The 25502-nt window shown below is 70.6% G+C and carries 30 protein-coding genes; 16 read left to right on the top strand and 14 right to left on the bottom strand.

Annotated features, from left to right (window positions below):
- Window positions 1-346 precede the first annotated feature (346 nt).
- On the top strand, window positions 347-880 hold the full coding sequence (locus CRM89_RS07205) for an MspA family porin (protein ID WP_172964457.1): 534 nt from the start codon (window positions 347-349) through the stop codon (window positions 878-880).
- A 70-nt stretch (window positions 881-950) separates the two neighbouring features.
- Here the strand turns inward: CRM89_RS07205 and CRM89_RS07200 are convergent, their stop codons facing one another.
- From CRM89_RS07200 to CRM89_RS07165, 8 genes are read right to left on the bottom strand one after another with little or no spacing between them, the layout of a single operon-like run.
- A complete protein-coding gene (locus CRM89_RS07200) occupies window positions 951-2489 on the bottom strand; it encodes a cation acetate symporter (RefSeq protein ID WP_098083552.1) in 1539 nt (512 codons plus the stop codon).
- Complete coding sequence (locus tag CRM89_RS07195; protein ID WP_086843078.1) at window positions 2486-2773, bottom strand: DUF485 domain-containing protein; 288 nt, start codon at window positions 2771-2773, stop codon at window positions 2486-2488. The genes CRM89_RS07200 and CRM89_RS07195 overlap by 4 nt, the downstream gene beginning before the upstream one ends.
- A gap of 23 nt (window positions 2774-2796) precedes the next feature.
- Window positions 2797-3744 carry a PDR/VanB family oxidoreductase gene (locus CRM89_RS07190; protein WP_060591113.1) on the bottom strand — a complete coding sequence of 316 codons (948 nt, stop codon included), beginning with the start codon at window positions 3742-3744 and terminating at the stop codon, window positions 2797-2799.
- A 16-nt stretch (window positions 3745-3760) separates the two neighbouring features.
- Window positions 3761-4501 carry an SDR family NAD(P)-dependent oxidoreductase gene (locus CRM89_RS07185; RefSeq protein WP_060591115.1) on the bottom strand — a complete coding sequence of 247 codons (741 nt, stop codon included), beginning with the start codon at window positions 4499-4501 and terminating at the stop codon, window positions 3761-3763.
- The gene (locus tag CRM89_RS07180) at window positions 4498-5010 is read right to left on the bottom strand and encodes an aromatic-ring-hydroxylating dioxygenase subunit beta (protein WP_011209378.1); all 513 of its coding nucleotides are present in this window, start codon (window positions 5008-5010) and stop codon (window positions 4498-4500) included. The genes CRM89_RS07185 and CRM89_RS07180 overlap by 4 nt, the downstream gene beginning before the upstream one ends.
- Window positions 5003-6292 (bottom strand): Rieske 2Fe-2S domain-containing protein, encoded by a 1290-nt coding sequence (locus tag CRM89_RS07175; protein ID WP_060591117.1) that lies wholly within the window; start codon window positions 6290-6292, stop codon window positions 5003-5005. The genes CRM89_RS07180 and CRM89_RS07175 overlap by 8 nt, the downstream gene beginning before the upstream one ends.
- 36 nt (window positions 6293-6328) lie before the next feature.
- Window positions 6329-6694, bottom strand: coding sequence for a hypothetical protein (locus CRM89_RS07170; protein ID WP_011209376.1), 366 nt, complete (start codon window positions 6692-6694; stop codon window positions 6329-6331).
- A 51-nt stretch (window positions 6695-6745) separates the two neighbouring features.
- A complete protein-coding gene (locus tag CRM89_RS07165) occupies window positions 6746-7906 on the bottom strand; it encodes an acyl-CoA dehydrogenase family protein (protein WP_170916107.1) in 1161 nt (386 codons plus the stop codon).
- A 169-nt stretch (window positions 7907-8075) separates the two neighbouring features.
- On the opposite strand from CRM89_RS07165, the gene CRM89_RS07160 reads away from it, so the two are divergent.
- The 7 genes from CRM89_RS07160 (at window position 8076) to mug (ending at window position 13454) form a co-directional block, all read left to right on the top strand.
- The gene (locus CRM89_RS07160; protein WP_172964456.1) at window positions 8076-9557 is read left to right on the top strand and encodes a PAS domain S-box protein; all 1482 of its coding nucleotides are present in this window, start codon (window positions 8076-8078) and stop codon (window positions 9555-9557) included.
- A 79-nt stretch (window positions 9558-9636) separates the two neighbouring features.
- Complete coding sequence (locus CRM89_RS07155; RefSeq protein ID WP_011209373.1) at window positions 9637-10176, top strand: flavin reductase; 540 nt, start codon at window positions 9637-9639, stop codon at window positions 10174-10176.
- Window positions 10152-10421 (top strand): hypothetical protein, encoded by a 270-nt coding sequence (locus CRM89_RS07150; protein WP_041560142.1) that lies wholly within the window; start codon window positions 10152-10154, stop codon window positions 10419-10421. The genes CRM89_RS07155 and CRM89_RS07150 overlap by 25 nt, the downstream gene beginning before the upstream one ends.
- Window positions 10418-11653: an amidase gene (locus CRM89_RS07145; protein WP_098083550.1), complete on the top strand. Its 1236-nt coding sequence runs from the start codon at window positions 10418-10420 to the stop codon at window positions 11651-11653. The genes CRM89_RS07150 and CRM89_RS07145 overlap by 4 nt, the downstream gene beginning before the upstream one ends.
- Window positions 11650-12207 (top strand): nuclear transport factor 2 family protein, encoded by a 558-nt coding sequence (locus tag CRM89_RS07140; RefSeq protein WP_011209370.1) that lies wholly within the window; start codon window positions 11650-11652, stop codon window positions 12205-12207. Before CRM89_RS07145 ends, CRM89_RS07140 begins: the two co-directional genes overlap by 4 nt.
- 35 nt (window positions 12208-12242) lie before the next feature.
- Window positions 12243-12863 carry a response regulator transcription factor gene (locus tag CRM89_RS07135; protein WP_011209369.1) on the top strand — a complete coding sequence of 207 codons (621 nt, stop codon included), beginning with the start codon at window positions 12243-12245 and terminating at the stop codon, window positions 12861-12863.
- A 36-nt stretch (window positions 12864-12899) separates the two neighbouring features.
- Window positions 12900-13454: a G/U mismatch-specific DNA glycosylase gene (gene mug / locus CRM89_RS07130; protein ID WP_098083549.1), complete on the top strand. Its 555-nt coding sequence runs from the start codon at window positions 12900-12902 to the stop codon at window positions 13452-13454.
- A gap of 267 nt (window positions 13455-13721) precedes the next feature.
- Here the strand turns inward: mug and CRM89_RS07125 are convergent, their stop codons facing one another.
- From CRM89_RS07125 to CRM89_RS07110, 4 genes are all read right to left on the bottom strand, one after another.
- Window positions 13722-13979: a hypothetical protein gene (locus CRM89_RS07125; protein WP_098083548.1), complete on the bottom strand. Its 258-nt coding sequence runs from the start codon at window positions 13977-13979 to the stop codon at window positions 13722-13724.
- 589 nt (window positions 13980-14568) lie between these two features.
- A complete protein-coding gene (locus CRM89_RS07120) occupies window positions 14569-14955 on the bottom strand; it encodes a VOC family protein (RefSeq protein ID WP_170916118.1) in 387 nt (128 codons plus the stop codon).
- The gene (locus CRM89_RS07115; RefSeq protein WP_011209366.1) at window positions 14955-15260 is read right to left on the bottom strand and encodes a helix-turn-helix transcriptional regulator; all 306 of its coding nucleotides are present in this window, start codon (window positions 15258-15260) and stop codon (window positions 14955-14957) included. The genes CRM89_RS07120 and CRM89_RS07115 overlap by 1 nt, the downstream gene beginning before the upstream one ends.
- A gap of 31 nt (window positions 15261-15291) precedes the next feature.
- Window positions 15292-16236 (bottom strand): LuxR C-terminal-related transcriptional regulator, encoded by a 945-nt coding sequence (locus tag CRM89_RS07110; RefSeq protein ID WP_098083547.1) that lies wholly within the window; start codon window positions 16234-16236, stop codon window positions 15292-15294.
- 128 nt (window positions 16237-16364) lie between these two features.
- On the opposite strand from CRM89_RS07110, the gene CRM89_RS07105 reads away from it, so the two are divergent.
- From CRM89_RS07105 to CRM89_RS30330, 4 genes are all read left to right on the top strand, one after another.
- Window positions 16365-17804, top strand: a complete 1440-nt coding sequence (locus tag CRM89_RS07105; RefSeq protein ID WP_098083546.1) for an amidase — start codon at window positions 16365-16367, stop codon at window positions 17802-17804.
- A 172-nt stretch (window positions 17805-17976) separates the two neighbouring features.
- Window positions 17977-18693 (top strand): MBL fold metallo-hydrolase, encoded by a 717-nt coding sequence (locus tag CRM89_RS07100; RefSeq protein ID WP_098083545.1) that lies wholly within the window; start codon window positions 17977-17979, stop codon window positions 18691-18693.
- 31 nt (window positions 18694-18724) lie between these two features.
- The gene (locus tag CRM89_RS07095; protein WP_060591131.1) at window positions 18725-19480 is read left to right on the top strand and encodes a Mut7-C RNAse domain-containing protein; all 756 of its coding nucleotides are present in this window, start codon (window positions 18725-18727) and stop codon (window positions 19478-19480) included.
- Window positions 19477-19659 carry a hypothetical protein gene (locus CRM89_RS30330; protein ID WP_127516094.1) on the top strand — a complete coding sequence of 61 codons (183 nt, stop codon included), beginning with the start codon at window positions 19477-19479 and terminating at the stop codon, window positions 19657-19659. Before CRM89_RS07095 ends, CRM89_RS30330 begins: the two co-directional genes overlap by 4 nt.
- Window positions 19660-19672: 13 nt before the next feature.
- On the opposite strand, the gene CRM89_RS07090 is transcribed toward CRM89_RS30330, so the two are convergent.
- On the bottom strand, window positions 19673-20299 hold the full coding sequence (locus CRM89_RS07090) for a class I SAM-dependent methyltransferase (protein WP_195009717.1): 627 nt from the start codon (window positions 20297-20299) through the stop codon (window positions 19673-19675).
- A gap of 110 nt (window positions 20300-20409) precedes the next feature.
- Here CRM89_RS07090 and CRM89_RS07085 point away from each other — a divergent pair, with 110 nt between their 5' ends.
- The 4 genes from CRM89_RS07085 to CRM89_RS07070 all read left to right on the top strand — a co-directional run bounded on the left by CRM89_RS07085 (window position 20410) and on the right by CRM89_RS07070 (window position 24818).
- A complete protein-coding gene (locus CRM89_RS07085) occupies window positions 20410-21129 on the top strand; it encodes a hypothetical protein (RefSeq protein WP_098083543.1) in 720 nt (239 codons plus the stop codon).
- A 20-nt stretch (window positions 21130-21149) separates the two neighbouring features.
- Entirely contained in the window at window positions 21150-22178 is a 1029-nt protein-coding gene (locus CRM89_RS07080) for an alpha/beta fold hydrolase (protein WP_060591136.1), read from the top strand.
- 248 nt (window positions 22179-22426) lie between these two features.
- Entirely contained in the window at window positions 22427-23812 is a 1386-nt protein-coding gene (locus tag CRM89_RS07075) for a hemolysin family protein (RefSeq protein ID WP_098083542.1), read from the top strand.
- Window positions 23805-24818, top strand: a complete 1014-nt coding sequence (locus CRM89_RS07070; protein WP_060591140.1) for a hemolysin family protein — start codon at window positions 23805-23807, stop codon at window positions 24816-24818. Before CRM89_RS07075 ends, CRM89_RS07070 begins: the two co-directional genes overlap by 8 nt.
- A 33-nt stretch (window positions 24819-24851) precedes the next feature.
- On the opposite strand, the gene CRM89_RS07065 is transcribed toward CRM89_RS07070, so the two are convergent.
- Complete coding sequence (locus CRM89_RS07065; RefSeq protein ID WP_098083541.1) at window positions 24852-25439, bottom strand: TetR family transcriptional regulator; 588 nt, start codon at window positions 25437-25439, stop codon at window positions 24852-24854.
- Between the last annotated feature and the right edge of the window lie 63 nt (window positions 25440-25502).

Here is a 25502-nt window from a genome sequence, read left to right as displayed (position 1 = left end):
TGCGCCCCATTCCGTGCGCGGTGTGCTTGGATGTGCTCGACCGGCGGCTCGTGGTCCCGTGCCGGTCGGCAATCCAGGCACGACGCGTCGGCGAGTTCGCCGAGGGCTGAGTTCGCCTAGAGCTGACGTGCCCGGAGTTTCCGATCAGATCTTCTCGACTGGAGGGTGATGAAGCGCACGCATGTCTCGATCATGGCCGCGATCGGCGCGGTGACGGTCACCGCGATCGGATCCGCGGCCCCCGCCGCGGGCACGGCGCCGGGGGAAGTCGCCGCCGGGGCGGCCCGCATGGTGGCGGCTGTCGATTTCGCTCAGGTGGTTCCCGCGGGGCGACACCGCTTTCGGTGTGCCGTTCGTCCACGCGGTCAAGGTGTCGGGTGACTTCTCGGTCGCGCTGGACGGCGTCTCGGCGCTGCGCGGCGGCGAGGTGGCGGCCGGTTACCTGGTCGGCTGCGCGGTGGACGTCTCCGACGGCATCTCGGTCGCCATCGCGCCCGAAGTGGGGATGAGCGCCTCGATTTCGCCGTCCATCGGCGCCGATTTCGGCGTCGACCTCGGACTCTCGGTGGACGCGCCGCCCGAGGTCGGCATCGGATTCGGTGTCGGTGTCGGGCTGGAGCCCAGCATCGGTGTCGAGGGCGCGGTGGCCGGCGAGCTCTCGCTCAGCCTCGCGCCGGGCACGGTGACCGCGGTGCCGATCGGGGTGGCCGAACTCGACGAGGAGTCGACCTTCCCGTTCACCTTCGCCCACGCCAACACTCCCCTGCATGTCAACGGCTGCCTCTCCCCCGCCTCGGCGATGCCCTTCATCACCGTCCGCGCCGATACGCCGGGCAGCACCCTCCAGACGACCGGCTACGGCGACCCGTTCACGTTCTGAGTCGGGCCGAACGAGTGCCGGGCGGGGCCGCCCTACTGCGGCCCCGCCCGAACCATCACGACACGAACCGTCAGGATGCGACGGCAGCCTCCTCGGGGGTACGGCCGGTCAACGCCCGGGTGCGCAACTCCAGGAACTCCCGTTCGGCCTGCGCGGCGGCCGTACCGCGCGGTGCCGTGCACAGTGCCACCAGGATCGACACCGCGAAGGAGATCGGCGCGACCGCCAGGGCCGGGTTCGAGAACGGCAGCAGCGAGTCCGCGCCCTGCACGACGGGGCTGAGCAGGATCACCGCGGTGGAGAGCACCAGGCCGGTGACGATGCCGGCCAGCACAGCACGGGCGGTCATGCGCCGCCAGTACAGCGTCAACAGAAGAGCGGGCAGGTTGGCGCAGGCCGCGATGGACATGCCGAGCGAGGCGAGGAAGGCCACGTTCTGGCGTTGTGCGGCGAACGCGATGCCGACACCGACCAGGCAGGTCGCCACCGTCGCGATCCGCGCGGCCCGGTGCTGGGCGGCCGCCGAGACCGCACCGTTGCGCAGCACCTGGGCGTACAGATCGTGGGCGATGGCGCCGGAGGTGGCGATGACCAGACCCGACAGGGCCGCCAGGATGGTCACGAAGGCCACCGCGGCGACGAACGCCAACAGGATTCCGCCGCCGAGGGTTTCGGCCAGCTGGGCGACGGCGAGGTTGCCGCCCTTGTTCTCGGCCGCGATGGCGCCGGGGCCCACGAGGATCGCCGCGCCGTAGCCGAGCACCGGGATCATCAGGTAGAAGCCGAAGAAGATCCACAGCGAGGTGTAGGCCGAGGTGCGGGCCTGCTGGGCGTCGGGGACGGTGAGGAAGCGGATCATCACGTGCGGCAGGCCAAGCACACCGAGCACCAGGCCGACGGTCTGGGACAGCTGGTCGAAGGAGGCGGCGCCGTCGCCGCGCCGCGGCGCGACGAAATGCTGACCGAACTCGGCCAGCGCGGCGCTGAACGGCCCGAACGGGTTGAAGTCGAAGCGCACCAGCACCAGCAGGAACAACGCGACCGCGCACACCAGCAGCAGGCCGGTCTTGACGATCTGGATCCAGCTGGTGGCCAGCATGCCGCCGACGAGGGTGTAGGCGGTGGTGAGCGCGCCGATCACCAGCACCGCGACCACGTAGTCGAGGTCGAACAGCAGGGACACCAGCAGCGCCGCCCCCACCAGCTGCGAGACCAGGTAGACGACGCTGATGACCACCGTGCTGATCGCCATCAGCGACCGGACGTCCTTGCCAGGGAACCGGGTGGCGAGCACGTCGGCGAGGGTGAAGCGGCCCAGGTTGCGCAGCGGCTCGGCGATGAGCAGCAGCGCCAGTACGAACGCGACGGGCACGAACACCGCGAGGTAGAAGCCGTTGAACCCGGTCAGCGCGATCGCGCCGGTGACGCCGAGAAACGAGGCGGCGGAGATGAAGTCACCGGCGATGGCGACGCCGTTCTGCCTGCCGGTGAGGGCGCCGCCGGCGACGTAGTGGTCGGCGGCGGACTTGTTCTGCCGGGCGGCCCACGCGGTGATCGCCAGGGTGACCGCGACCAGCGCGGCGAACAGGGTGGCGGAGACGACGTTCATGCGCGGGCCCCTTCCCCTGCGGTCCGGCTCTCCAGGGCGGCGGCGCGGCTCATGTAGTAGCGGGCCACCACGACGGCGACGACGAATTGCGCCGCGGCATAGATCCACGCGAGGGTGACGCCGCCGAAGACCACCGTGTCCAGCAGCGAGGTGAAGCCGCCGAGAACCGGCAACGGGAAGAACAGGACCAGTACGATTGCGCTGAGGCGCAGGATGAGCGCGGCCCGTTCCCGGGCGGCGGCGTCGAGGTCGCTCGGCGGGGCGAGGGCGGGAGTATCTTGCATGGATATCGTCTTCCCTTATCCGGTCAGAACAGTTCGATCACGAGTTTGGGAGTGCGCGCGCGTGATACGCACAGGGCGATCTGATCGCCCGCGGCCTTGTCGGCTACCGACAGGCAATTGTCGCGGTGTTCCGGCTCCCCCTCGAGCACCCCGGAGACACACGACCCGCAGATGCCTTCCTCGCAGGACTTGAAGACCTCGATCCCGTTCTCCTCGAGCACCGACAGGATCGAGCGGTCGGCGGGTATCTCGAAGCTCTCCCCGGTGTCGAGTTCGACGGTGAAGGCGGTGTCGCCGGAGGTGTCGACCGCGGCGGCCTCGAAATGCTCGATGTGCAGGTTCGGCGCGCCGACGACCGGCGTCACCACCTCGGCGACGGTATCCATGAAGCCGGCCGGACCGCAGGTGTAGACCGCGGTGCCGGGAGTGAGGGTGGCCGCCAGGTCGTCGAGTGTGCGGCGTTGATCGGCGCGCGACAGCCCGGTGTGCAGCCGCACCCGGTCACGGAATTCCGCGCGATTCTCCAGCAGGTCGGCGAACGCGGTCTCGGTGCGGGATCGCGTGAAGTACCGCAACTCGAATTCCGCGCCGTTTCCGTGCAATTCGTAGGCCATGCTCAGCAACGGAGTCACACCGATGCCCGCGGCGACGAGCACGTGCCGGGTGGCGCCGGGGTCCACGGCGAGAATGTTGCGTGGTTCCCCGATTTCGATGATGTCGCCCTCGCACACCTCGTGCAGTGCCGCCGAGCCCCCGCGCGAGTCCGGTTCGCGCTTGACCGCGATGGTGAGCGACTGCGCCTCGCTCGGCGGCCCGCACAGCGAGTACTGCCGCAGGATGCCGGTCGGCCCGGTCACGTCGATGTGCGCACCGGCGCGGTAGGGGCCGAGCGGGCGCCCGTCCTCGCGCACGAGGCGCAGCGAGCGGATGCTCGGCGTCTCCGAGACGATCTGCGCCACAGTCACTTTCATAGTCGGCACGGGACTCCTAACGCATGTAGAGGCCGCCGTTGGCGTCCCAGCACGCGCCCGTCACCGAGGCGGCGCCCGGTGTGGCGAGCAGGGCGACCATCTCGGCGATGAACGCCGGGTCGCCCAGGCGCCCGACGGGAATGGTCCGGGCGAAGCCGTCGAGGTTGTCGGCCCCGACGATGCTGCGCACCACGGGTGAGTCCTGCGGCCCGGGCGAGACCGCGTTCACGGTCACCCCGGCGGCGGCGAACTCGCGGGCGAACACCTTGGTCAGCGACAGCACCGCGCCCTTGGCCGAGGCGTAGTGCCCGCCGGTGGCGGTGCCGCCGTTCTGCCCGGCCAGCGAGGCCATGTTGACGATGCGCCCGTAGCCGTGTTCGGCCATGTGCGCGCCGAACACCTGGCAGGCCAGGAATGTCCCGCGGAAGCCGACCGCCAGCACGGCGTCGAGTTCCTCCGGGGTGATCTCCAGCAGCGGGCGGGCCTGCGTGCGTGCGGCGTTGTTGACCAGCACCTGTACCCCGCCGAAATCCCCGGTCACGGCCGTCAGCAGCCGCTGCAGCGACGCCTTGTCGGCGACGTCGACCTGGTAGCCGCGCACCGGGAGGTCGTCGTTCAGTTCGGCCGCCAGCGCGGTCGCTCCCGGGCCGTCCAGGTCGGCGATCGCGACGCGGTGACCGCCGGCGTGCAGGCGCCGCACGATGTGTTCGCCCAGGCCGTGCGCGCCGCCGGTGACGACCGCGACCGGCGCGCTCACAGCAGGAACCCCGCGGCGGGCACGGCGTCCTCGCTGTCGACCAGCCGGACCACCTTGCGCGCGATCCGGTCGGCGGCCGCGTCGGCGCCGAGCCGGATCCGGTATTCGACGTCACCGGCCCAGATGTCGTGGCGGCCACGCTTGTAGGCGATGAGGATCTGGGCGGCGCGCAGCACCACCTCGGTGTCGGTGACCGACTCGGGCACGAACCGCGACACGGTGCGGGTCGTCGTCGCCGCGTCGACGGCGGCGATGGCGTACCCCTCGGTCATGCGGACCACGCGCATGCCGCGCATGCGGGCGTCGTCGTAGATCATGTTGAGGGTGTTGTCGAAGTCGTCGGTCGTGCGGTCGATCGGCACCACGTAGTGAGCGTCGTCGGTGTAGAGCTCCTGCCAGGCGTGGTAGTCCTTGCGGTCGAGCAGGTCGGCCTCGCGCCAGATCAGCTCGATCGCGCGGAGCACGCGGGCGTCGGTGAGAGTGGCCGGGGCGGTGAGGGTGTCAGTCATCACTCATCATCTGCTTCCACTGGGCGTAGGCGGCACGCATGCCGGTCTCGTCGGTGACGTGGGCGGTTGGCCAGCCCTCCGGGCTCGGCTTCTCCCTGGCCAGGCCGCGATTGACCAGGATCGGCATGTCCGGGTCGCCCTGGGCGCCGCGCTGGACGCGATCCCAGCCCTCGGCGTCGTCGGGGGTGCCGAACCCGAAGGGGCCCTGGAAGTGCTCGTGCACCCGCAGCCTGGCCCGGTTGACGGGATTCACGATCTCGGCCGGGCCGTCCGGGCCGATGGCGATGTGCTCGATGGTGGTCTCGTCCACCGAGATCGGGCGCAGCACCCGGAAGAACGCCGCCGACATCGACACGTTGGGGAACAGGTTGAGGTTGAACCCGGTGCCGTGCATGGCGCGCACCAGCTTGCGGACCGCGGCGTCGTCGAGGCCGGTGGCCTTCAGCTCGGCGACCAGGTCGTCGAAGCGGGCCTGCAGGGGTTCGCTGCCGTCGTCGGCGTCGAGATCGGAGTGCTCGGGCACCATCTGCATCACCGAATGCCCGTGGCCGAGATCGTGGGTCACCGCCTCGGGGTCGGTCATGAACGACATCATGTCCGCGGTCTCGGCGTCCACCGAGGCCATCCACGAGCGGTGCACGATCGGGAAGTGGTAGCCGTCGGTGGTGTTCTCCAGCTGGATCTTCCAGTTGCCGTGGAAGGTGAACCGGTGGGTGCCCAGCACCTTGATCGGGTAGCCGCCGCCCTGCTTCATGAACCGGTCGATCCAGAGCTTGGCGTCGCCGAGATGGTCGGCCAGCGGCTCGATGTCGGTGGCGAAGGTGGCGAACACCATGCCGCCGTAGGACTCGGTGCGCAGCTTGCGCAGCGACAGATCGCCCTTGGACACCACGCCCTCGTACCCGTCCGGGTAGGGGATGCCGCGCAGTTGCCCGTCCAGGCTGTAGGACCAGGCGTGGTAGGGGCAGGTGAAGCCGTTGGCGACACCGCTGCGCTGCTCGCAGATGCTGGCACCCCGATGCCGGCAGCGGTTGAGCAAGGTGTTGATCTCGCCCTTGCGGTTACGGGTGACGATCACCGGCTGGCGGCCGACGTAGGTGGATTTGAAGCTGCCCGGCCGGGCGATCTCGGATTCGTGGGCGACCCAGATCCAGGTGCTTTCGAAGATCTTCGTCATCTCCAACTCGAAGATCTCCGGGTCGGTGTAGATCCGGGCCGCCACCCGGTCGCCGTCGACCAGATCGGCGGGCGCCCGATGCGGCGCTGCGCTGTGCGCGGTCATGATGCCTCCTGGCGTGAAAGGGTCAGGCGTGCAGAGTCAGTACTGTCGAGGGGTCAGCGCGCGACCGATCCGCGCCTCGATCTTCAGGAACTTCCACAGCTTCCAGTCGCTGCTGCCGACCGGGATGGTGCGGACCAGGTTGCAGGCGGCCTTGACGGTGTCGTGACTGTCGGCGTCGGCGAGCAGATAGCAGGTCCACGGCCATCCGTCCGACGGTCCGACCATGGTCGAGTCGTCGTCCATGTCGCCGAGGAAGTCGATGCCGTCGAGCGCCTTGATGCCGTCGCTGAGAGCGACGAAGCCGGTCCACACGTCCGCGGGGGTGACGCCGCCCTCGGGCAGGTCGAAGAAGTTCTGGTTGATGCCGATGCAGAAGAGCACCCGCAACGGGCTGTCGGTCATGATCGGTTCCTCACGTGTTCGATTGCTGCTCAGTGGAATCCGGGCACCGCCTCAGTGGAATCCGGGCACCGTCGGCGGCTGTCCCATGAGGACGGCGCCCGCGGCGTCCACCAGGCCGGGCCCCAGGAAGGCGTGTTGCTGCGGTACGAGCGCGTCGCCGACCCACTGCTGCAGCGGGTGGTCTTCGAAGATGGCCGCGGTGCCGGAGATCTCGACGATGCGCTGCACGGCCGCGCCCGCCGTGGTGGCGAGGTGGCTGGCCGCCAGGCGCAGGTGCGCGTTCTGCGCGGGGCTCGCCGGGTCGCCGCGCAGCACCGTCTGCCACACCTCGTCGGTGATCTCGTAGAAGTAGGCGCGCGCCGACCGCAGGGCGGCCTCGGTCTCGGCCACGGCGGTCCGGTAGTACGGCCGGTCGGCCAGTTTGGGCGCACCCGTGATACCCGCCCGGCCCGCGCCGGTCTCGATGGCGTAGTCCAGCGCGGCCCGCGCCACCCCGGCGCCGACGACGGCCAGCACCTGCGCGGCGTAGGCGATGGTCGGATACCGGTAGAGCGGCTCGTCGACGGTGGGTTCGCCGCCGCGGATGAACGTCCACTCCCGCGGCACCACCGCGTCGGCGACCACCAGGTCGAACGAACCGGTGCCGCGCATGCCGACGACGTCCCAGTCCTGCTCGATCCGCACCTGGTCGGGGCGCAGCAGGGCGGTGCGTGGCTTGCCGCCGGTGCTCGAATCGCCGGGGATGCCGACGCCGAGCACGTCGGCGGCCATGCAGCCGCTGGCGAACTTCCACCGGCCGGTGACGCGGAACGCGCCGTCGACCTCCTCGGCGGGCTGCACCGGGAACAGTCCGCCGGCGAACACCACGTCGGGCCCGTCGGCGTAGAGCTTGGCCTGCGTCTCCAGCGGCAGCGCCGCCAGGTAGACCAGCGCCGAACCGAAGCTGGCCACCCAGCCGGTGGAGCCGTCCACGGTGGCGATGCGCTCGATGGTGCGCAGGAAATCGGCGGGCGCCTGGGGCTCGCCGCCGAATCGCCGCGGGGTGGCGGCCCGGTAGATCCCGGCCTCTTTCAAGCGCGCGACGAAATCGCGTGGCACGTATTTCCGGTCGCGGAATTCCCGGCGGCGCTCGGCGAGTTCGGCGAGCACGTCGTCGAGGATCGCCGGGCCGGCCGTGCGCGGCACCGTTGCTTCCGGGGTGGACACGATCACCTGCTCCTGTCGTCGAGGGGATGTTCTTCGACGGTAAAGAGATCGGCGCCACACCGACATCGGTAAAGACCGCGCCCGAGACGGTGTCAACCACCATGCGTGTAAGGGATTTCTTCAGTGCCCGCCCGTGCCGGTAACCGCGTGGTCCGGGCGGCGTTACCCTGGCCCGATGTCCGTCGATCCGCGTGCTCCCGAATTGGTCGTCTCGGATTTCGTCACGATGATGAACGCCACCGAGGTCTGTGTGCTCGTCCACGACGCCGAGACCAAGAACATTCTCTGGGCCAACCCGGCCGCGTGCGCGATGCTCGGTTTCGACCTCGACGAGATCCGTCCGCTCAAGGCCAACGACATGAGCAGTTCGGCCCAGCAGTACGACCGGGTGATCGGCCGCGCCTGGCTCCAGGACGCGGTGGAGCACGGCAGCAGCCGCATCGAATGGCACTACCGCGCCAAATCCGGGCGGGTCATTCCCACCGACGCCGTCGCCACCCGCATCGATCTCGCGCAGGGGCCCGCGGTGATGGTGCAGTTCCGCGACATCGAGCGCGAGCAGCGCACCGAACACGCCCTGCGCCTGACCACGACCTACGTCGACGCGCTGGCCAGGCACACCGCGACGATGGCGTTCGTACTCGACGAGGCCGGGGAGATCCGCTTCGCCACCGACACCGCCCTGACCCGCCTCGGCCTGGACCCCGGCACCGAACTACCGGCCGGGCCGCGGCTCACCTCCTACGCCTACCTGCACCGGGCCGGCAGGCGCACCGGATGGGCCGAGGTCGCCGCCGACGCCGACCCGGTGGCCGCGGTGCGGCTCGAGGTCGCCCAGCCCGACGGCACCACCTCCTGGCTCGACGGCAGCCTGGAGCGACTCGACGACACCGACGTGCCCGCCTTCCTCATGCTGGTCCACGACGTATCCGATCGGGTGCGTGACGAGCGCAAACGCGGACTGGAACTCCAGCGCGAGAACTACCTCGCCCGCTACACCGCGATGGGCGACATGGCGATGGCGATCGCCCACGAGCTGGGCCAGCCGCTGGCGGCCGCGGGCAACTACATCGCGGGCATCCGCTCGCACCTGCCCGGCGGGGAGCAGCTGGACCGCCGGGTCGGCATCGGCCTCGACGCGGCCCGCAAGCAGATCGACCGGGCCGCGACCATCGTGGCCACGCTGCGCGCGTTCGTCGGGCACCTGGAACAGGTCGACCAGGTCGCCGACCTCAACGACGTGGTCACCGAATGCCTCTACTTCGTGCGGTTGCGCGCCGAACAGCACGGGGTGGTGATCGAGCTCGACCTGTCCCCCACCCCCGTGGACGTGCGCTGCGAACGGGTGCTGACCGGGCAGGTGATCGTGAACCTGTGCTTCAACGCCATCGACGAGATGGCGCAGTGTCCGCCCGGAGCGCGGCGCATCCTGCTGGCCACCGAGCTGCGGGCGGAGGGCGGCTGTTTCACGGTGCGCGATCACGGGCGCGGTGTGCAGCGTGATCCGTTCCTGGAATCGTTCACCTCGAAATCGCACGGCAGCGGGATCGGATTGGCGTTGAGTTACCGCATCATCACCCGCCAGCACGGCACCATCTGGTGCCGTGCCGCCGAGGGCGGCGGCTCGATCTTCGGATTCGCGCTGCCCACACCCTGAATCGGGTAGGGGAAACCTTCAGCGCGAGCGGGGGAACTCTCGATTTCTCGAGGCGTGGATCACTCGTAGCGTCGAGATCATGACCAAGCAATTGACCGCCGAACAGCGTGACTTCCGGGCGGCGATGTCGAATCTCTCGGCCGCAGTCAACGTGGTCACCACCAACGGGCCGGGTGGTCGCGCGGGCATCACCGTCAGTGCCGTGTGTTCGGTCACCGATTCACCGCCCACGGTTCTGGTGTGCGTCAATCAGTCCAGTTACACGCACGCGATCTTCCGCCGGAACGAGCGGTTGTGCGTCAACGTTCTCAGTGCCCGCGACGAGGAATTGGCCGGGCATTTCGCGGGGGCGACCGGGGTGCCGATGGCCGAACGGTTCGAGTGGGCGATGTGGGATCACGACACCGAGGACATCCCGATGCTGCGCACCGCCGCCGCCCGGGTGGTCGGCCGGATCATCAGCGACCACACCCAGGGCTCGCATTCGATCTTCCTGGTGAGTGTGGAGCGAGTCGACGTCCGGGAGAACGCCGACGCCCTCGTCTACTTCCAGCGCCGTTTCCACCACGTCGGCACCGAGCAGGAGAGCACCGCATGGACGACTCGCAGGCCCGCCTGACCCTGATGTGTTACAACGACACCCACGGCTACGGGTGGCGGCACGTCGATCTGTTCCTGCACGACGCGTCCGGCCGGGAGCTGAACTGGGTGCACTGGCAGGCCGACGCCGACGGGCCGGAGGCCGCCGACCGGGTGACCGCCGCGGCCGAGCCCAGCCTGCGCCGCACCTCCGAGTGGCGACACGGCGTGAGCGCGAGCGGCATGGACTACTGGTCGGCCGATGCGGCCTGGAGCGACCGATGACGCGGTACGCGCCGTGGTCGCTGCGCGAGCTGGTCGACGATCTCGCCGCCGACCGGGTCGGCCTCGAACAGGTGTGGCAGCGTTCGCGGCGCCGGATCGCCGAGACCGAGCAGCGCCTGCACGCCTGGGTGGTTCGCGATCCGCAGACCTCGCCCGCCGGAATCCCGTTGGGCGTCAAGGACATCATCGACGTGTCCGGCTACCCGACCCGGTGCGGTTCCCGCGTGCGGGCCGACAGCGCCGCGGCGACCACGGACGCCGAGATCGTGCGGCGGTGGCGAGCGGCCGGGTTCGTCCCGGCGGGCAAGACCGTCACCACGGAGTTCGCCTACTTCTCCCCCGGCCCCACCGGCAATCCGGCGGCGCCCGGGCACACGCCCGGCGGATCGTCGAGCGGGTCGGCGGCCGCCGTGGCCGCCGGTCAGGTGCCGCTGGCGCTGGGCTCGCAGACCGCGGGCTCGGTCACCCGACCGGCCGCCTACTGCGGGGTGGCGGCGCTGGTGCTCACCCGCGGCCTGCTGCCCACCGACGGGGTCACCGGGCTCGCGCCCAGTCTGGACAGTCACGGGTTCTTCACCGCGGGGGTGGCTGATCTCGCCTGCGCGTGGTCGATGCTGACGGGAGCGCCCGACCCGCTGGACGCGCCGGTCGCCGCACCGCGGGTGGCGGTGTGGGACGGTGGTCCGCCGGTCGAGCCGTCGATGCGCGATGCGGTTGCGGCGCTGCGGGATCGGATGGTCGCCGAGGGTGCCGACGTGGTAGATTTCGCCCACGAGGTCGTCGCACCCGCCGTCGAGGCCCACCGGATGGTCATGGCCTACGAGGCCGCCCGCGAGCGCGCCGCCGAACTCGCCCGGGCCGAGGAACTCAGCCGCCCGCTGGCCGACCTGCTCCGCACCGGTGCCGCGATCAGCGACTCCGACTACACCGCGGCCCGGCGGGCGATCGAACGCACGCGCGGTGCGGTGTCGGCCGTGCTCGGCGACTACGACGTCGTGCTCGGCCCCGCCGCGCCCGGACCGGCGCCGCACGGACTGCACGCCACCGGCGACCCGGTGCTCAGCAGGCCCTGGCAGGCGCTGGGGCTCCCGGTGGCCACGGTCCCCGGGCTGCGCGACCCGCACGGGCTGCCGCTGGGCATCCAGGTGATCGGCGCCCCGCACTCGGAGGCCGCCCTGCTGCGCGCGGCGGCGTGGATTCACGACATCACCGACACGAGGAGGTCACGGTGACCGAGGCCGACACGATCGCGCGGCTCGTCCGCCGCATCGAGACATTGGAGGGCGAGGCGGAGGTGCGCCGGCTGCAGGCCCGCTACATGTTCCTCTGCGACACGCCGTGCCCGGAGTTCGGCGTGGCCGACGACGCCCGGCGCATCGACCTGATCATGGACCTCTACAGCGAGGACGCGGTCTGGGAGGGCGTCGGTGAGTACTACGACAACCAGTTCGGCCGCCTGGTCGGGCACGCGGCGATCCGTGCGCATTTCGAGCGGTTCTGGAGCCCCGACCGGGAGCCGCGGCTGGTGCTCAACGCCCACTATCCGACCGCCGAGCAGATCCACGTCGACGGCGACACGGCGCAGGGCCAGTGGATCCACATGCAGCCGTGGCTGTTCGCCGACGGCACCGCGCTGCTGCGCTCGAGCCGCTTGAACAACGCCTTCCGCCGCATCGACGGCGTCTGGAAGATCACCCGGACACGCACCGAGAACGTCTTCGTCGCGCCGCTGCCCGCGAACTTCGCCGAGCACTTCCCCACCCGCTCGGTGCTGATGACGCCATGACCACCGGGATCGCCGCAGGATTAGGATTGTCCGCCATGAACGCCGAGTCCGCCCCCGTGGTGCACGTCGTCGACGACGACGAAGACCTGCGGCAGTCGCTGGCGTTCCTGCTCCAGAGCGTCGGCATCGAAGCACTCACCTACGCCACGGCCACCTCGTTCCTGGAGGAGGTCGATTTCGACGAGGCGGGCGTCGTCATCGTCGACGTGCGGATGCCCGGGTTGAGCGGATTCCAGTTGCAGGAACAGCTCAACCAGCGCGACTATCCCGCGCCGATCATCTTCTGCTCCGCCCACGGCGACATCCCGATGTCGGTGCGCGCCCTGCGCGCGGGCGCCGTCGATTTCCTGGAGAAACCGTACGAGCCGCAGCGGATGCTGGAAGTGGTGCAGGAGCAGCTGCCGGTGGCGACGCGGTTGTTCGCCGAGCGGGCCGACCGGTTGCGGGTGCGGGCCCGCCTGGACGGCCTCACCCCGCGCGAACGCGATGTGCTGCGCCTGGTCATCGAGGGCCGCTCCAGTCAACAGATCGCCAGCAGGCTCGGCACCAGCGTGAAAACCGTCGACGTGCACCGGGCCCGGATCAAGGCGAAAACCGAATCGGAGAGCCTCGGCACCCTCGTCCGCGACATCCTCGCCTACCGCGTCGCGGTCTGACCCGGGCCCCCGGTGGCGGTGCGGCAGACTGGGGTGATGGTATCGGCGGCGTATCGACCCACGCCCGCGGATCTGGCGGCCGCCGCCGGGACCACGATTCCCGACGTGGTGGGGCCGGATCTGCGGGTGTTGTTCTGCGGGATCAATCCGGGGCTGTGGTCCGGTGCGACCGGACATCACTTCGCGCGGCCGGGAAACCGGTTCTGGCCCGCGCTGTTCCGTTCCGGATTCACCCCGCGCCTGTTCCGGCCGGACGAGCAGGCGGAATTGCTCGCCTTGGGGTTGGGCATCACGAACGTGGTGCCGCGGACGACGGCCAAGGCGGACGAGCTGACCACCGCGGAGTTGCGCGAGGGCGGCCGGGCGCTGACCGAACGGGTCCGGCGATACCGCCCGAAGGCGCTGGCCGTGCTCGGGATCGGCGCCTACCGGACCGCGTTCGGCCGTCCGCGCACCACCGTCGGCCGCCAGGCCGAGACGATCGCCGACACCGAGATCTGGGTGCTACCCAACCCCAGCGGACTCAACGCGCACTACACCCTCGACGCCCTGGCCGCGGAGTTCCGCGCCCTCCGAGAGGCGACGGGGTAGATCCTTCCCGCACTGCACCACAGCGGCCTCCGACGACGTCCTGAGCCGCGGGCCATATCGTGCACCTCTACGACCATCGCAAGAGTTGGGAAGAAGAACTCGGGGCGGGCCCGGAATTCCCGATAGCCACTTCGACCTCGGTTCACCGACGGAAACTACACAGCGCTCGCCGTATCGAGAGCTTCGTGCCCGCCGAGATCTCATGCCTTCGGAAACTCGAGGAGGCTGTCGGACCCCGCCGGAACGGGCCGCCCCGAGGCCGGCGAACTATTCGGCGGCGGTGTGCCGCGTCAGCCTGGCCACGCCTCCACCTACATCCAGGTAGTAGTGATCGAGGGACGCCAGGGATCCCGCGGCACGCAACTCGTCCGGAAGCGCGACGCTGTGCACCGCTTCGCCGGCCTGCGGCGCGATACGAACCTGGAGGTGCGTGGCTTCGGGCACGTCAGGGTCTGGCGCGGCCCCTATCCTGGTTGCGGCCCGGATGTTCCCTTCTTCATCGGTTACTACGAGCAGCTCTGACATCAGCGATCTCCTCTACGGTTGCCAAGGTCGCCAGGCGCGGATTCTGAACGTTTCGCTGCGGTCCCCGTGCTCGTTCTGGACGCGGACATAATGCACGTCCGCCTGAGACAGCGTGCCGCCCTCCGCATAATTGTTGTATCGCGCGATACCGTGCCACTCTGTCCACAGTGAGTGTTTACCGGGTTCCGACGTTGTCGGGTACGCCATGTAGAACATGGTTGGGAGATAAGGGATTTCGCTGAAGTAGAAATGACCGGCCTGACCCGGCCCGAGGTAGCATTCAGGCGAACTGTAGACCTGCGACAGTGTGGGAATATCTCACCTCCGTGGGAGCGGTTCGATCGGCGACAGGCTTTCTGCGAAGATTTTCACAAAAGGAATCAGCCTGGGTTCGGACGACACGCCGATGCACCGCAATGTCGTGGCGGCATCGGCCAGGTCGGGGCACCACGACCGCTTCGAGCAACGGCGCGGGCATCGGTGAATAGCCGGCCGGCCCCCGCGTCACCACGACGACCGGGCTGCGCCCGCGACCGGCGGCGATTAGGTGAACCGTGATCGTCAGCCCACCACGTGAGCGGAACCAGCGCTACTTCATCGCGGCGAGTTGGATCAGGTTGCCGCAGGTGTCGTCGAAGACGGCGGTGACGACGGGCCCGAGATCGGTTGCCTCCTGGGTGAATTCGACGCCGAGGCCCTTGAGCCGGTCGACCTCGGCGTACACGTCGTCGACGGCGAACTGGGTGAACGGGATGCCGTCGGCGACCAGCGCGTCCTTGTAGGTGCGGGCCGCCGGGTGCCCGTCGGGTTCCAGCAGCAGTTCGACACCGTCGGGGTCGGCGGGTGAGACGACCGTGAGCCAGCGCGCACCGCCGGCGGGTTCGTCGGTCTTCTTCACGAAGCCCAGTTTCCCGGTGTAGAAGTCCAGCGCCTTGGCCTGGTCGTCGACGTAGACGCTGGTGATGTTGATGCGGATCACGGCTTCGGTTCCTCTCGGTCGATGGGCCACCGCTCGACGATCGCGCGCAGCGGGCGGGTGTCGATGTGGTGGAACTTGTACCGGCCCTGCCGGCGGGTGCGCACCAGGCCCGCCTGTTCGAGCACGGCCAGATGCTGGGAGATGGCCTGTCGCGAGGAGGTGAGGCCGTGCTTCATCGTCAGCCGGCCGCACAGCTCGAACAGCGTCTGACCGTCTCGGTCGATCAGTTCGTCCAGGATGGTGCGTCGCGTCGCGTCGCCGATCGCCTTGAACAGGTCGGGGTCTGCGTCCACGACCGCCACGATAGGCAAGCGCGGACTTGCCTGTCAAGGTTCACCAGGAACGGCACAGCCCGATGCGGGTCGCGTAGACGGCTGCGGCGGTCCGGTTGGGCGATCCTGTGCGGCGCAGGATCGCCTCCACGTGGGTGGCGACCGTCGATGCCCCGATCCGCAGGGTGCGGGCGATCTCGGTGTTGGCCGCACCGTGCGCGAGCAGTTCCAGCACCTCGAGCTCACGCAGGGTCAATCCCGCGGGCGGCGGCACCGGGCGGTGCCGGAGCAGGGTGCCGCCGCGCACCTCGTCGACGCGGACTTCGTGCACCTGCGCGCGGTGGATCACCGTCGCCGACGGCGCCGGAAGCCGACCGACGAGGGCCGCGGCCAGGTCGGTGCACGCGCCGGCCGTCAACGGGCGTGGCGTGCCTTCGCGATCGATGAGCAGGGCCTCCTCTCCCGCGCCGAGGGCGATGGCGGCACCGTTGACCGGGCGCAGCGGGTCGACCGCGGCGGCGAGCGCGTCGGAGACCAGGGTGGTCAGTGCCAGGGTGTGCTCGTCGAGCGGGGTGTAGGTGCTCAGGTTCAGCATGCCGAGGTAGCGGCCGTGCGGCGAGTAGAGGCAGTGGCTGAGCCCGTCGCGGAAGCCGTTGCGCCGGATGGTGTCGAACACGACGCCGCGCCGTCGCCGCCGGTCCACGTCGTGCAACAGCACCGGGAGCCGGGTCTCGCGGAGCTCGTCGTACAACTCCATGTCCGGCATGGCGTCGTTGATCAGGTCCAGCGTCGGGGTGCTGTAGCCGAAGTTGGTGTAGGTGGTGTGCTCGCCGGTCACCGGATCCGGGATCGACAGCGCGGCGTGGTCGTAGGGCACCACCCGGCGCAGGGCGAACAGTAGGCGGGCGGCCTGCTGTCGGAGGGGTTCGCCCACCGGGGACCCGGCCGCCGCGTCCCGGAGTTCCAGCGCGGCGGCGAGACGTGCACGCACCGCCGACTCGCTCATGGGGTCATGGTAAGTGCGCGGCTAGCAACCCGCCCGCGATTGCGCCTCCGTCATTCTGCCGATACGCGCCGTGATGTTCGCTCCTACCCTTCGCCCATCCCGCCCGCGAAGCACGAGGAGAGAATCACATGGATGTCGCCGAATACGCCGCGCACGACGCCACCGGTTTGGCGGAGCTGATCCGCGAGGGCCAGGTCAGCGCGGCCGAGGTCTGGACGGCGGCCGCGACCGCCCTGGACGCGGTCGAGCCCGAACTGGCCGCCGTGGCGGGCGAGCGGTTCGACAAACCGCTCGACTACGACGAGTCCGGCCCGTTCGCCGGGGTGCCGTTCGCGCTGAAGGACCTCATCGCGCACGCGGGCGGGGTGCCCAGCCGCAGCGGCAGCCGGCTGTTCGGCGCCGGTGTCGCCCACCCGGAGGACACCCACCTGGTCGCGCGGTTCCGTCGCGCCGGCCTGGCCATCGGCGCGATCACCCGCAGCCCGGAATTCGGGTTCAACGCCACCACCGAGGCCATCGCCTACGGCGGACCCAGCCGCAACCCGTGGGCCACCGACCGCAGCCCCGGCGGTTCCAGCGGCGCCTCGGCGGCGCTGGTCGCCAGCGGCGCACTGCCGATGGCGCACGCCAACGACGGCGGCGGCTCGATCCGCATCCCCGCCGCGGCCTGCGGTGCGGTCGGCCTCAAGCCGAGCCGTGGCCGGACCACCCCCGGCCCCGACTTCGCCGACCCGCTGCTCGGCCTCGGCATCGAATTCGCCGTCACCCGCACCGTGCGCGACTGCGCGCGGCTGCTCGACGCGGTGCACGGTGCCGAGCCCGGCGACCGTTACCTGCTGCCCGGCCCGGTGCGCAGCTACGCCGAGCACGCCGCCGCGGGTTCCCGGCCGCTGCGGATCGCCGTCACCACCACCCCGATGGACGCCGGTCGCGCGGTCGACCCGGAGTGTGTGGCCGCGGTGAACCGGGTGGCCGAGCGACTGGCGGAGCTGGGGCACGTCGTCGAGGAGGCCGCGCCCGAACTCGATGTGGCGGCCTTCGACAAGGCCAACCTCGACGCGTGGTGCAGCTTCCTCGCCGACGCCGTCCTCGGCGCCTCGGCACAACTGGCCGTGCAGCCCAGCCGGGAGTACCTGGAGGCGACCACGCTGGCGTGTGTCGAATACGGCAAGACCCTGTCGGCGTTCGACATCTTCGCCGCCGACCGCGTGTTCAACCAGACGACCCGCGCGGTCGCGGGCTTCCTCACCCGCTACGACGTGCTGCTGACCCCCACCACCAGCGCACCGCCGATCCCGCTGGGGCATCTCGACGCGGACGACGCCTCGCTGAGCGCGCGCGAATGGTATGACCGGATCTTCGACTACGGCAGCTTCACCGCGCTGTTCAACGTCACCGGCATGCCCGCCATCTCCCTGCCGCTGGCCGAATCCACCGCGGGCCTGCCGATCGGCATCCAGTTCGCCGGCCGCTACGGCGACGAAGCCACGCTGCTGGCGCTAGCCGGCGATCTCGAGCGCGCCATGCCGTGGGCGGACCGTCGCCCGGCCGTGCACGTGGGCCGGTAGCGCACCGTGCGGGTCCGCGCCACGTGCCGGACCCGCACACCGGGGTCTTCGGTAGCCCACACCGGGCAGGCCGTCTTCTCCTGTGGGCTGTCGGCATCCCGCGCACGGGAGTAAACTTCGAGGTCGCGCGTGGTTTCGAGTGGGGGGTCAACGCCAGCACCGGGATTCGATCATGCAAACCCACACCGACGAGATCGCCGACGGCATCTATCGCATCTCCACCTACATCCCCGAGGTCGGACCGACCGGGTTCACCTTCAACCAGTTCTTCCTCGACGCGGAGGAACCGCTGCTGTTCCACACCGGCATGCGGGCCTTGTTCCCGGCGGTGACCGCCGAGATCACGCGGATCAGACCGGTCGAGGAGCTGCGCTGGATCACCTTCGGCCACGTGGAGGCCGACGAGTGCGGTTCGATGAATCTCTTCCTGGCCGCCGCCCCGCACGCGCAGGTGGCACACGGCGCACTCGGCTGTGCGGTCTCCCTCGACGACATGGCCGACCGGCCGCCGCGACCGCTCGCCGACGGCCAGGTGATCGACCTCGGCGACCGCCGCGTCCAGCACATCGACACCCCGCACGCCCCGCACAACTGGGAGGCGCGCGTGCTCTACGAGCAGACCACCGGGGTGCTGTTCTGTGGCGACCTGATGACCCAGCTCGGCGACGGTCCCGCGCTCACCGACACCGACCTCGTCGAACCGGCGGCGGCCGCCGAAGACGTCTTCCACGCGACATCGATCGGCCCCGCCGTCCCCGCCACCCTGCGCCGCCTGGCCCAACTGGCCCCGACCACCCTGGCGATCATGCACGGCTCCAGCTTCCAGGGCGACGGCGGGACGGCCCTGCGCGATCTGGCGAGCGTCTACGACGACCGGCTGACCGCGTGAATTCGGTTGCGGACGACCGGATCATGGAGACATGACCGCGCCCGGCATCGAGCTGCGCCTGTACGCCGAACTCAACGACTTCCTGCCGCCGCAGGACCGCCAGGACGCACTGTGGCGCCCGGTCCGGCCGCACCAGACCGTCAAGGACATCGTCGAAGCCGCCGGCGTCCCGCACACCGAGATCGACCTGCTGCTGGTGAACGGTGAATCGGTCGGCTTCGAGCATCATCCGCGCCCCGGCGATCGTCTCGCCGCCTATCCGATGTTCGAAAGCCTCGACATCTCCGGGCTGACCCGGGTGCGCCCGCATCCGCTGCGCGAGCCGCGCATGCTGGTCGACGTCAATCTCGGCGGCCTCGCCCGCCTGCTGCGGTTGATGGGCCAGGACGTGCGCTGCGACTTCGACGCCACCGACGCGCGGCTGGCCGAGATCTCGGCCGAGGACCACCGCATCCTGCTCACCCGCGACCGCGGGCTGCTCGCCCGTCGCATCGTCAGCCACGGCGTGTACGTGCGCGCGGACCGTCCGTTCGAACAGATCGTCGAGGTGATCGGCCGCCTCGATCTCGCCGACCAGCTGGCCCCGTTCACCCGCTGTCTGCGCTGCGGCGCGGTGTTGGCCGATGTAGCCAAAGACGAGATAGTCCACGAACTCTCACCCGGCACCCGGGAGAACTACGACACCTTCCGCCGCTGCACCGGATGCGGGCGGATCTACTGGGCGGGCGCGCACCAGCGCAGGCTGGACGATCTCGTCACGCAGATTCTCGCCGCGGTACGGCGTTGACCGGCACCGTCGGCATCGTTGGGCGGAATATCGTGGTGGGGAGCGCCGCTGGCATCGGTGCTCGGCATTTCACCGCCGTCGGCACGGCATCGATACGCATGAATGTCGAGGTACCGGCCGAGCGGGTCGACGTGCTCGACGGTCTGGCCGCCCGCGCCCGTGCGGTGAGCAGGGAGTGAGCGGCGGCCGACGCTACTTCCGCGCCGAGCCGACGACCAACGGCACGATCGTGGGCAGGCGGGTCGGCATCCGCATGGCGGTGAGTTCCACCGTCGCGAATTTGCCTGCCCGGACCAGGGATTCGAAATCGCGGTTGGCGTGGCAGCCGTCGGCGAGGCGGCGTTGCAGCGGCGTGAGCGCGTCCTGGAAGACCGCGCGCACGCCGCTGCCGCGCACGTGTTCGTGGAACAGGAACACTCCCCCGGGCCGCAGCACGCGGTGCACCTCGGCGAGGGCACGGGCCGGATCGCGCAGCGAGCAGAAGACCAGCGAGGCGGTCACGGTGTCGAAGGCGGCGTCGGGGAAGTCGAGTGCGTGCGCGTCGCCGTCGATCACGCGCACCGGCACGTCGGGGGTGTCGGTGCGGGCGGCGAGCTGGGCCCGCAGGTCGGGGTTGGGTTCGAGCAGCACCAGCTCCTCGAGCTGGTCGGGATAGTGCGGCACGGACAGGCCGCTGCCCGCGCCGATCTCCAGGGTGCGGCCGCGGGCATGGGCGAGCTGGTCGCGGCGGATGTCCGCCTGCCCGGCGCGCTCGACGCGGTCCATGAAACGGGGATACCAGCGGGCGAAGGAACGCCGGCCGAAGGTCGTTGTGGTCATGGTGGCAGTCTGGCCCGCGCCCGCCCCGCTCGGCATGGCCGGTTCCGGCCATTTCGGATGGCGGAAACGGGTGATCCGGGCGCGGGGGTCGGCGCGGTTGGCTGGCTGCCATGACGAATTCGACGACCACCACCCTCACCCTGTCCGCCGCCGAGAACGCCCTGCCCGGCATGTCCAACGGCGGCTTCGCCTGCGGCGCCTTCGCCGGTCTGGTCGGCGGCACCGCCACCGTCGTCCTCCGCCACGGGGTGCCGCTCGCGGTGCCGCTCACGGCGACCGGCGACGGCACGAAAGCCGCTGTCACCCACGGCGACACCCTGCTCGCCACGGCGGCGGCGGTCGAGCCGTTCGTGCTGGAACCGCCCGTGCGGGCGAGCATGGACCAGGCCGAGCACGCCCGGCGGTCGCATCCGATGCGCGGGATCGAGCACCCGCTGTCGGACTGTGTGGTCTGCGGACCCGACCGCGACGACGGGCTGCGGGTGACCTCCGGTCCCCTGCCCGGCCATCCGGAGGTGCTGGCCAGCCCGTTCGTGCCGACCGAACGCTTCGCCGTGGCAGGCGTCGTGCGCGCGGCCGCGGTGTGGGGTGCGCTCGACTGCCCCAGCTACCCCGCCGCGGCCATGCGGGAGCGGCGGTTCTGCCTGCTCGGGAGTCTCACCGCGCATCAGCGCCGTCCGATCGAGGTCGGCGAGGAACTGATCTGCCTCGGCTGGACCCTCGACGCCGGGAATCGCTCCGTGCGCACCGCATCCGCCATCATCGATGGGTCGGGCGCGGTGGTCGCCTCCGCACGGGCGGTGTGGGTGGAACTGCGGCGGCAGCCGTGACGATCGGGAAAGGTGGCATCATGCTGCGCGTCGAGGATCAACTCGTGCGCCACCTGAAGACCTCGGGCGGCGACATCGCGTACTCGGCGGTGGGCAGCGGCCCGCCGCTGCTGGTCGGCGGCTGGTGGTGCAGCCACCTCACGCTCAACTGGGAGGATCCGCTGTTCCGGGCATACCTGTCCCGGCTCGCCGAACGGTTCACCGTGATCCGCTACGACCAGCCGGGCCGCGGCGCCTCCGGCACCGGCGGGAACACCCTCGACCTGGACGGCGAGATCGCGGTCACCACCGAGCTCATCGAGGCGCTGGGGCTGGACCGGCTCGCGCTCGTCGGCGCCTCCTCCGGTGCCGCCGTCGCCGCGGGACTGGCCGCCCGGATGCCGGGCCGGGTGCACCGTCTCGTGCTCTACGGCGCGTTCGCCCGCGGCGCCGACATCGCGCCCGAAGCGGCCCGCCGGGCCATGGTCGATGCCATCTCCGCGCACTGGGGTCTGGGTTCGCGGCTGCTCGCCGACATCTTCATCCCCGGCGCCGGCAATGCCGAGCGGGAACGTTTCGCCCAGTTCCAGCGGTTGTCCGCGACCGCGGAGCAGGCGGCCCGGTCCCTGGCGGGCGCCTACGCGCTCGACGCCACCGACTACCTGGCCGCCCTGACGGTCCCGACCACCGTGCTGCATCGCCGCGACGACCGCGCCGTGCCGTTCGCCCTCGGCGTCGACGTGGCGCGGCGGGTGCGCCGGGCCACGTTCGTGGAACTGCCCGGTGAGGACCACTTCCCGTGGCGCGGGGACGCCGGTGGGGTCGCCGACGCCACCTTGCGCGGTCTCGGGCACCCGATCCGCTCGCACCCCACCCCGCCCGGGCCCGCGGCCGTCACCGAGCGGGAGCGCGAGATCCTGCGGCTGGTCGCCGACGGCCTCACCGACGCCCAGATCGGCGAACGGCTGACGCTGAGCCCGCACACCGTCCACCGGCACATCGCCAACGCCCGCATCAAGCTCGGCGTCCGCTCCCGCGCGGCCGCCGCGGCCGCCATCCGGGATCGGTGACCCACGGTCAGGGACGACGGTGTGCGAGCAGATCGTCCGAGGCCGGGTACGGACGTTCCCGGGGCAGCGGCGTCCAGGCCGCCGTCGCCGACTCGGACAAACGGGATCAATTGGATTGCCTTATTCTGGGTGGGGTAGGTTGCCATTCGATTGCAGAGAGAGCTGATGAGACGCGCCAAGCGCAAACCTCGAAGACCCTCCCCGCCCCCGTGTGACGCTCCCGCCGTCACCATTTCCCGGAGCCGACCGTGCTGACCGTTCTCGGTATCGCACTCGGCATCCTCGTCGTTCTGGCCATCACCGCCCTCACCGGCTACTTCGTGGCGCAGGAATTCGCGTACATGGCCGTGGACCGGTCCCGGCTCCGGGCTCGGGCCGAGGCCGGTGACGCGGCGGCGGCCCGCGCACTCACCGTCACCCGCCGCACGTCGTTCATGCTCTCCGGAGCCCAGCTGGGGATCACGGTGACCGGCCTGCTGGTCGGCTATGTCGCCGAACCGCTGATCGGCAGCGGGTTCGGGGATCTGCTGGGCGGCGTCGGCGTCCCCACCGCGGTGGGCGTGGCCGTCGGCACGGTGCTCGCGGTGGCGTTCTCCACCGTGGTGCAGATGGTGTTCGGCGAGCTGTTCCCCAAGAACCTCGCCATCGCCCGGCCGGAACCGGTGGCGCGTTGGCTGGCCAGGTCCACCACCCTGTACCTGAGGCTGTTCGGCTGGCTGATCACCCTGTTCGACGCCTCGTCGAACCTGCTGCTGCGCCTGGTGCGGATCGAGCCGGTGCACGACGTCGAGCATTCGGCCACCCCGCGCGATCTGGTGCACATCGTCGCCGAGTCCCGCGACACCGGCGAGTTGCCCGCGGAACTGTCGGCGCTGCTGGACCGGATCCTCGACTTCCCCACCCGCACCGCCGAACACGCGATGATCCCGCGCTCGCGGGTGGACTACGTGGGCGCCGGCGAGCCGGTCGCGCGGGTCCTGGCGAGGATGAGTGCCGGGCACACCCGCTATCCGGTGGTCGGTGACAGCGCCGACGACCTGCGCGGTGTGGTGCACCTGCACGACCTGCTCGACGACCGCGAGACCGGCACGGCGGGATCGCGGTGCCGGCCCGCGGTGTTGGTGCCCACCACGCTGCCGTTGCCGGACGTGCTCGCCCGCCTGGGGTCCGCGGGCGAGGAGATGGCGCTGGTCATCGACGAGTACGGCGGATTCGCCGGGGTCGTCACCATCGAGGACATGGCCGAGGAACTCGTGGGCGAGATCGCCGACGAGCACGACACCGCGATCGAGACCGAGGTCGTTACCGTCGACGGCGACGGCTGGCTGATCCGCGGGGACGTCCACCTCGACGAGGTGCGCCGCACCCTCGGCCACGCGCTGCCCGACGGCGACTACGAGACCCTGGCCGGACTGGTCATCACCGAGTACGGCGGCCTGCCCGAGGTCGGCACCACCGTCGCGATCACGCTCCCGCCGGACCCGGCCGAACTGATCATGGCCGACCCGCCACCGCGGCGGACCCTCCTGGCTGAGGTGCGTGCGGTGGACAAGCACGTGCCCGCGTCGGTGCGGGTGAGCGTCCGCGTCGAGGCTGCCGCGGGGCAGCCGGAAGGGGAGAACCGCGATGGATGACCCGTGGATCGTGCTGGCGGCCACGGTCGGATTGATCGCGGCGAGCGCCTTTTTCGTGGCCGTGGAGTTCGCCCTCATCGCCGCCCGCCGGCACCGCCTGGAAGACGCCGCGCCGCGCAGCCGCTCGGCGCGGGCGGCGCTGCGCAGCGCCTCGGAATTGTCGGTGCTGTTGGCCGGTTCACAGCTCGGTATCACGGTGTGCACGTTGGCATTGGGTGCAATCACCAAGCCCGCGGTGCACCACTGGCTCACCCCGGCCTTCGAGAACTGGGGCGCGCCGCTGTGGCTCGCCGATGTCGCCGGGTTCGTGCTCGCGCTGGTGATCGTGACGTTCCTGCACCTGGTCGTCGGCGAGATGGCGCCCAAATCGTGGGCGATCGCGCATCCGGAGAAATCGGCGACCCTGCTGGCGATTCCGATGCGCGCGTTCATGTGGCTGACCCGGCCGCTCATCGTCCGGCTGAACCAGGTGGCCAACTGGTGCCTGCGCAAGGTCGGCGTGGACCCGGTCGACCAGGTCGGCAGTGGTCAGGACCCGGATGCGTTGCGGCACCTGGTCGAACATTCGGCCACCGTCGGCACCCTCGACGAGCGATACCACGGACACCTGGTGAGCGCGCTGGAGTTGTCCGCGCTCACCGTGGGCGACATCGTGCCGTCCGGCGCCGACCCCAGCGGGGTCTCCCCCGACGCCGACGCCGAGCAGATCGCCGAGACCGCCCGCCGCACGGGGCATCTGCGTCTGCTCGTCGGCGCGGCCGGGCAGGTGGACGGCGTCGTGCACGTGCGCGACGCGTTGCGCGCCGAGCCGGGTGTCATCGCGGCGCGGTTGATGCGCCCGGCGCTGACCCTCGACACCGCGACCGCGGTCTACGAGGCGTTGCGGATCATGCGCGAGACCCGCAACCACCTGGCCGTCGTCACCGACGGCGACCGGGTGGTCGGCCTGATCACCCTGGCCGACCTGCTCGCCCGCCTGCTGCCCACCGCCGACACCGCGGCGTGAATGCCACCGGTGGCCGGTGCGCCGGCCACCGGATCACGCCAGCAGACCGCGGCACAGGAGGGTGAGTTGGGTGGCGGCGGCTGCGCGGTCGCGGCCGTCGGTGGCGGCCACCCGCATGCCCGCTTCGTTGATCGCGCCGAGCAGCAGCTGGGCGGTGAGATGCGGGTCGACGCCCTCGGCGAGCTGTCCGCGTTCGCGCAGCTCGGTGAGCAGGCCCGCGATCAGTGCCAGCGATCGCCCTTCGTCGATTGCCCGCCACCGGGTCCAGCCCAGGGCGGCGGGTGCTTCGAGGAAGACGATGCGCTGTGTGGTCGGATCCTCGGCCAGCACCCGCAACAGCGACGGGCCGAGGGCCAGGAACTTCGCGCCCGGTTCCGGGTGCCCGTCCAGCGCGTGCGCCACGCGCTCGACGAGCGCTCGCTCGGACCGTGCCAGCACCGCCGCCATGACCTCGCCCATGTTGGCGAAGTGGTGATAGAGCGCGCCCCGGGTCATGCCCGCGGCCTCGCTCAAGGTGGTGGTGGTGACGGCCGCGTAGCCGTCCGCCGCGAACAGCCGCGTCGCCACCTCGATCAACCGTTCCCGCGTGGCCTGCGCCTGCGCCTGTCGCAACGTCGTCACGACCGCGATCCTACCCTTGACATACAGAGTGCAGCTCACATTCACTGTGTAGGTGAACAAGGA

Origin of the sequence: Nocardia sp. FDAARGOS_372 (genome assembly GCF_002554515.1) — a bacterium.
GTDB classification, from domain to species: Bacteria; Actinomycetota; Actinomycetes; order Mycobacteriales; family Mycobacteriaceae; genus Nocardia; species Nocardia farcinica.
Note: the sequence above shows the minus strand (reverse complement) of the source record. Positions and strands in the feature narration are given on the sequence as shown.

Bases quoted from the DNA above. Each gene is read 5' to 3' on its own strand.
- CRM89_RS07200 (WP_098083552.1), bottom strand. From the start codon at position 2,489: ATGAACGTCGTCTCCGCCACCCTGTTCGCCGCGCTGGTCGCGGTCACC.
- CRM89_RS07195 (WP_086843078.1), bottom strand. From the start codon at position 2,773: ATGCAAGATACTCCCGCCCTCGCCCCGCCGAGCGACCTCGACGCCGCC.
- CRM89_RS07190 (WP_060591113.1), bottom strand. From the start codon at position 3,744: ATGAAAGTGACTGTGGCGCAGATCGTCTCGGAGACGCCGAGCATCCGC.
- CRM89_RS07180 (WP_011209378.1), bottom strand. From the start codon at position 5,010: ATGACTGACACCCTCACCGCCCCGGCCACTCTCACCGACGCCCGCGTG.
- CRM89_RS07175 (WP_060591117.1), bottom strand. From the start codon at position 6,292: ATGACCGCGCACAGCGCAGCGCCGCATCGGGCGCCCGCCGATCTGGTC.
- CRM89_RS07170 (WP_011209376.1), bottom strand. From the start codon at position 6,694: ATGACCGACAGCCCGTTGCGGGTGCTCTTCTGCATCGGCATCAACCAG.
- CRM89_RS07160 (WP_172964456.1), top strand. From the start codon at position 8,076: ATGTCCGTCGATCCGCGTGCTCCCGAATTGGTCGTCTCGGATTTCGTC.
- CRM89_RS07155 (WP_011209373.1), top strand. From the start codon at position 9,637: ATGACCAAGCAATTGACCGCCGAACAGCGTGACTTCCGGGCGGCGATG.
- CRM89_RS07150 (WP_041560142.1), top strand. From the start codon at position 10,152: ATGGACGACTCGCAGGCCCGCCTGACCCTGATGTGTTACAACGACACC.
- CRM89_RS07145 (WP_098083550.1), top strand. From the start codon at position 10,418: ATGACGCGGTACGCGCCGTGGTCGCTGCGCGAGCTGGTCGACGATCTC.
- CRM89_RS07135 (WP_011209369.1), top strand. From the start codon at position 12,243: ATGAACGCCGAGTCCGCCCCCGTGGTGCACGTCGTCGACGACGACGAA.
- mug (WP_098083549.1), top strand. From the start codon at position 12,900: ATGGTATCGGCGGCGTATCGACCCACGCCCGCGGATCTGGCGGCCGCC.
- CRM89_RS07125 (WP_098083548.1), bottom strand. From the start codon at position 13,979: ATGTCAGAGCTGCTCGTAGTAACCGATGAAGAAGGGAACATCCGGGCC.
- CRM89_RS07110 (WP_098083547.1), bottom strand. From the start codon at position 16,236: ATGAGCGAGTCGGCGGTGCGTGCACGTCTCGCCGCCGCGCTGGAACTC.
- CRM89_RS07105 (WP_098083546.1), top strand. From the start codon at position 16,365: ATGGATGTCGCCGAATACGCCGCGCACGACGCCACCGGTTTGGCGGAG.
- CRM89_RS07100 (WP_098083545.1), top strand. From the start codon at position 17,977: ATGCAAACCCACACCGACGAGATCGCCGACGGCATCTATCGCATCTCC.
- CRM89_RS07095 (WP_060591131.1), top strand. From the start codon at position 18,725: ATGACCGCGCCCGGCATCGAGCTGCGCCTGTACGCCGAACTCAACGAC.
- CRM89_RS07090 (WP_195009717.1), bottom strand. From the start codon at position 20,299: ATGACCACAACGACCTTCGGCCGGCGTTCCTTCGCCCGCTGGTATCCC.
- CRM89_RS07085 (WP_098083543.1), top strand. From the start codon at position 20,410: ATGACGAATTCGACGACCACCACCCTCACCCTGTCCGCCGCCGAGAAC.
- CRM89_RS07080 (WP_060591136.1), top strand. From the start codon at position 21,150: ATGCTGCGCGTCGAGGATCAACTCGTGCGCCACCTGAAGACCTCGGGC.
- CRM89_RS07070 (WP_060591140.1), top strand. From the start codon at position 23,805: ATGGATGACCCGTGGATCGTGCTGGCGGCCACGGTCGGATTGATCGCG.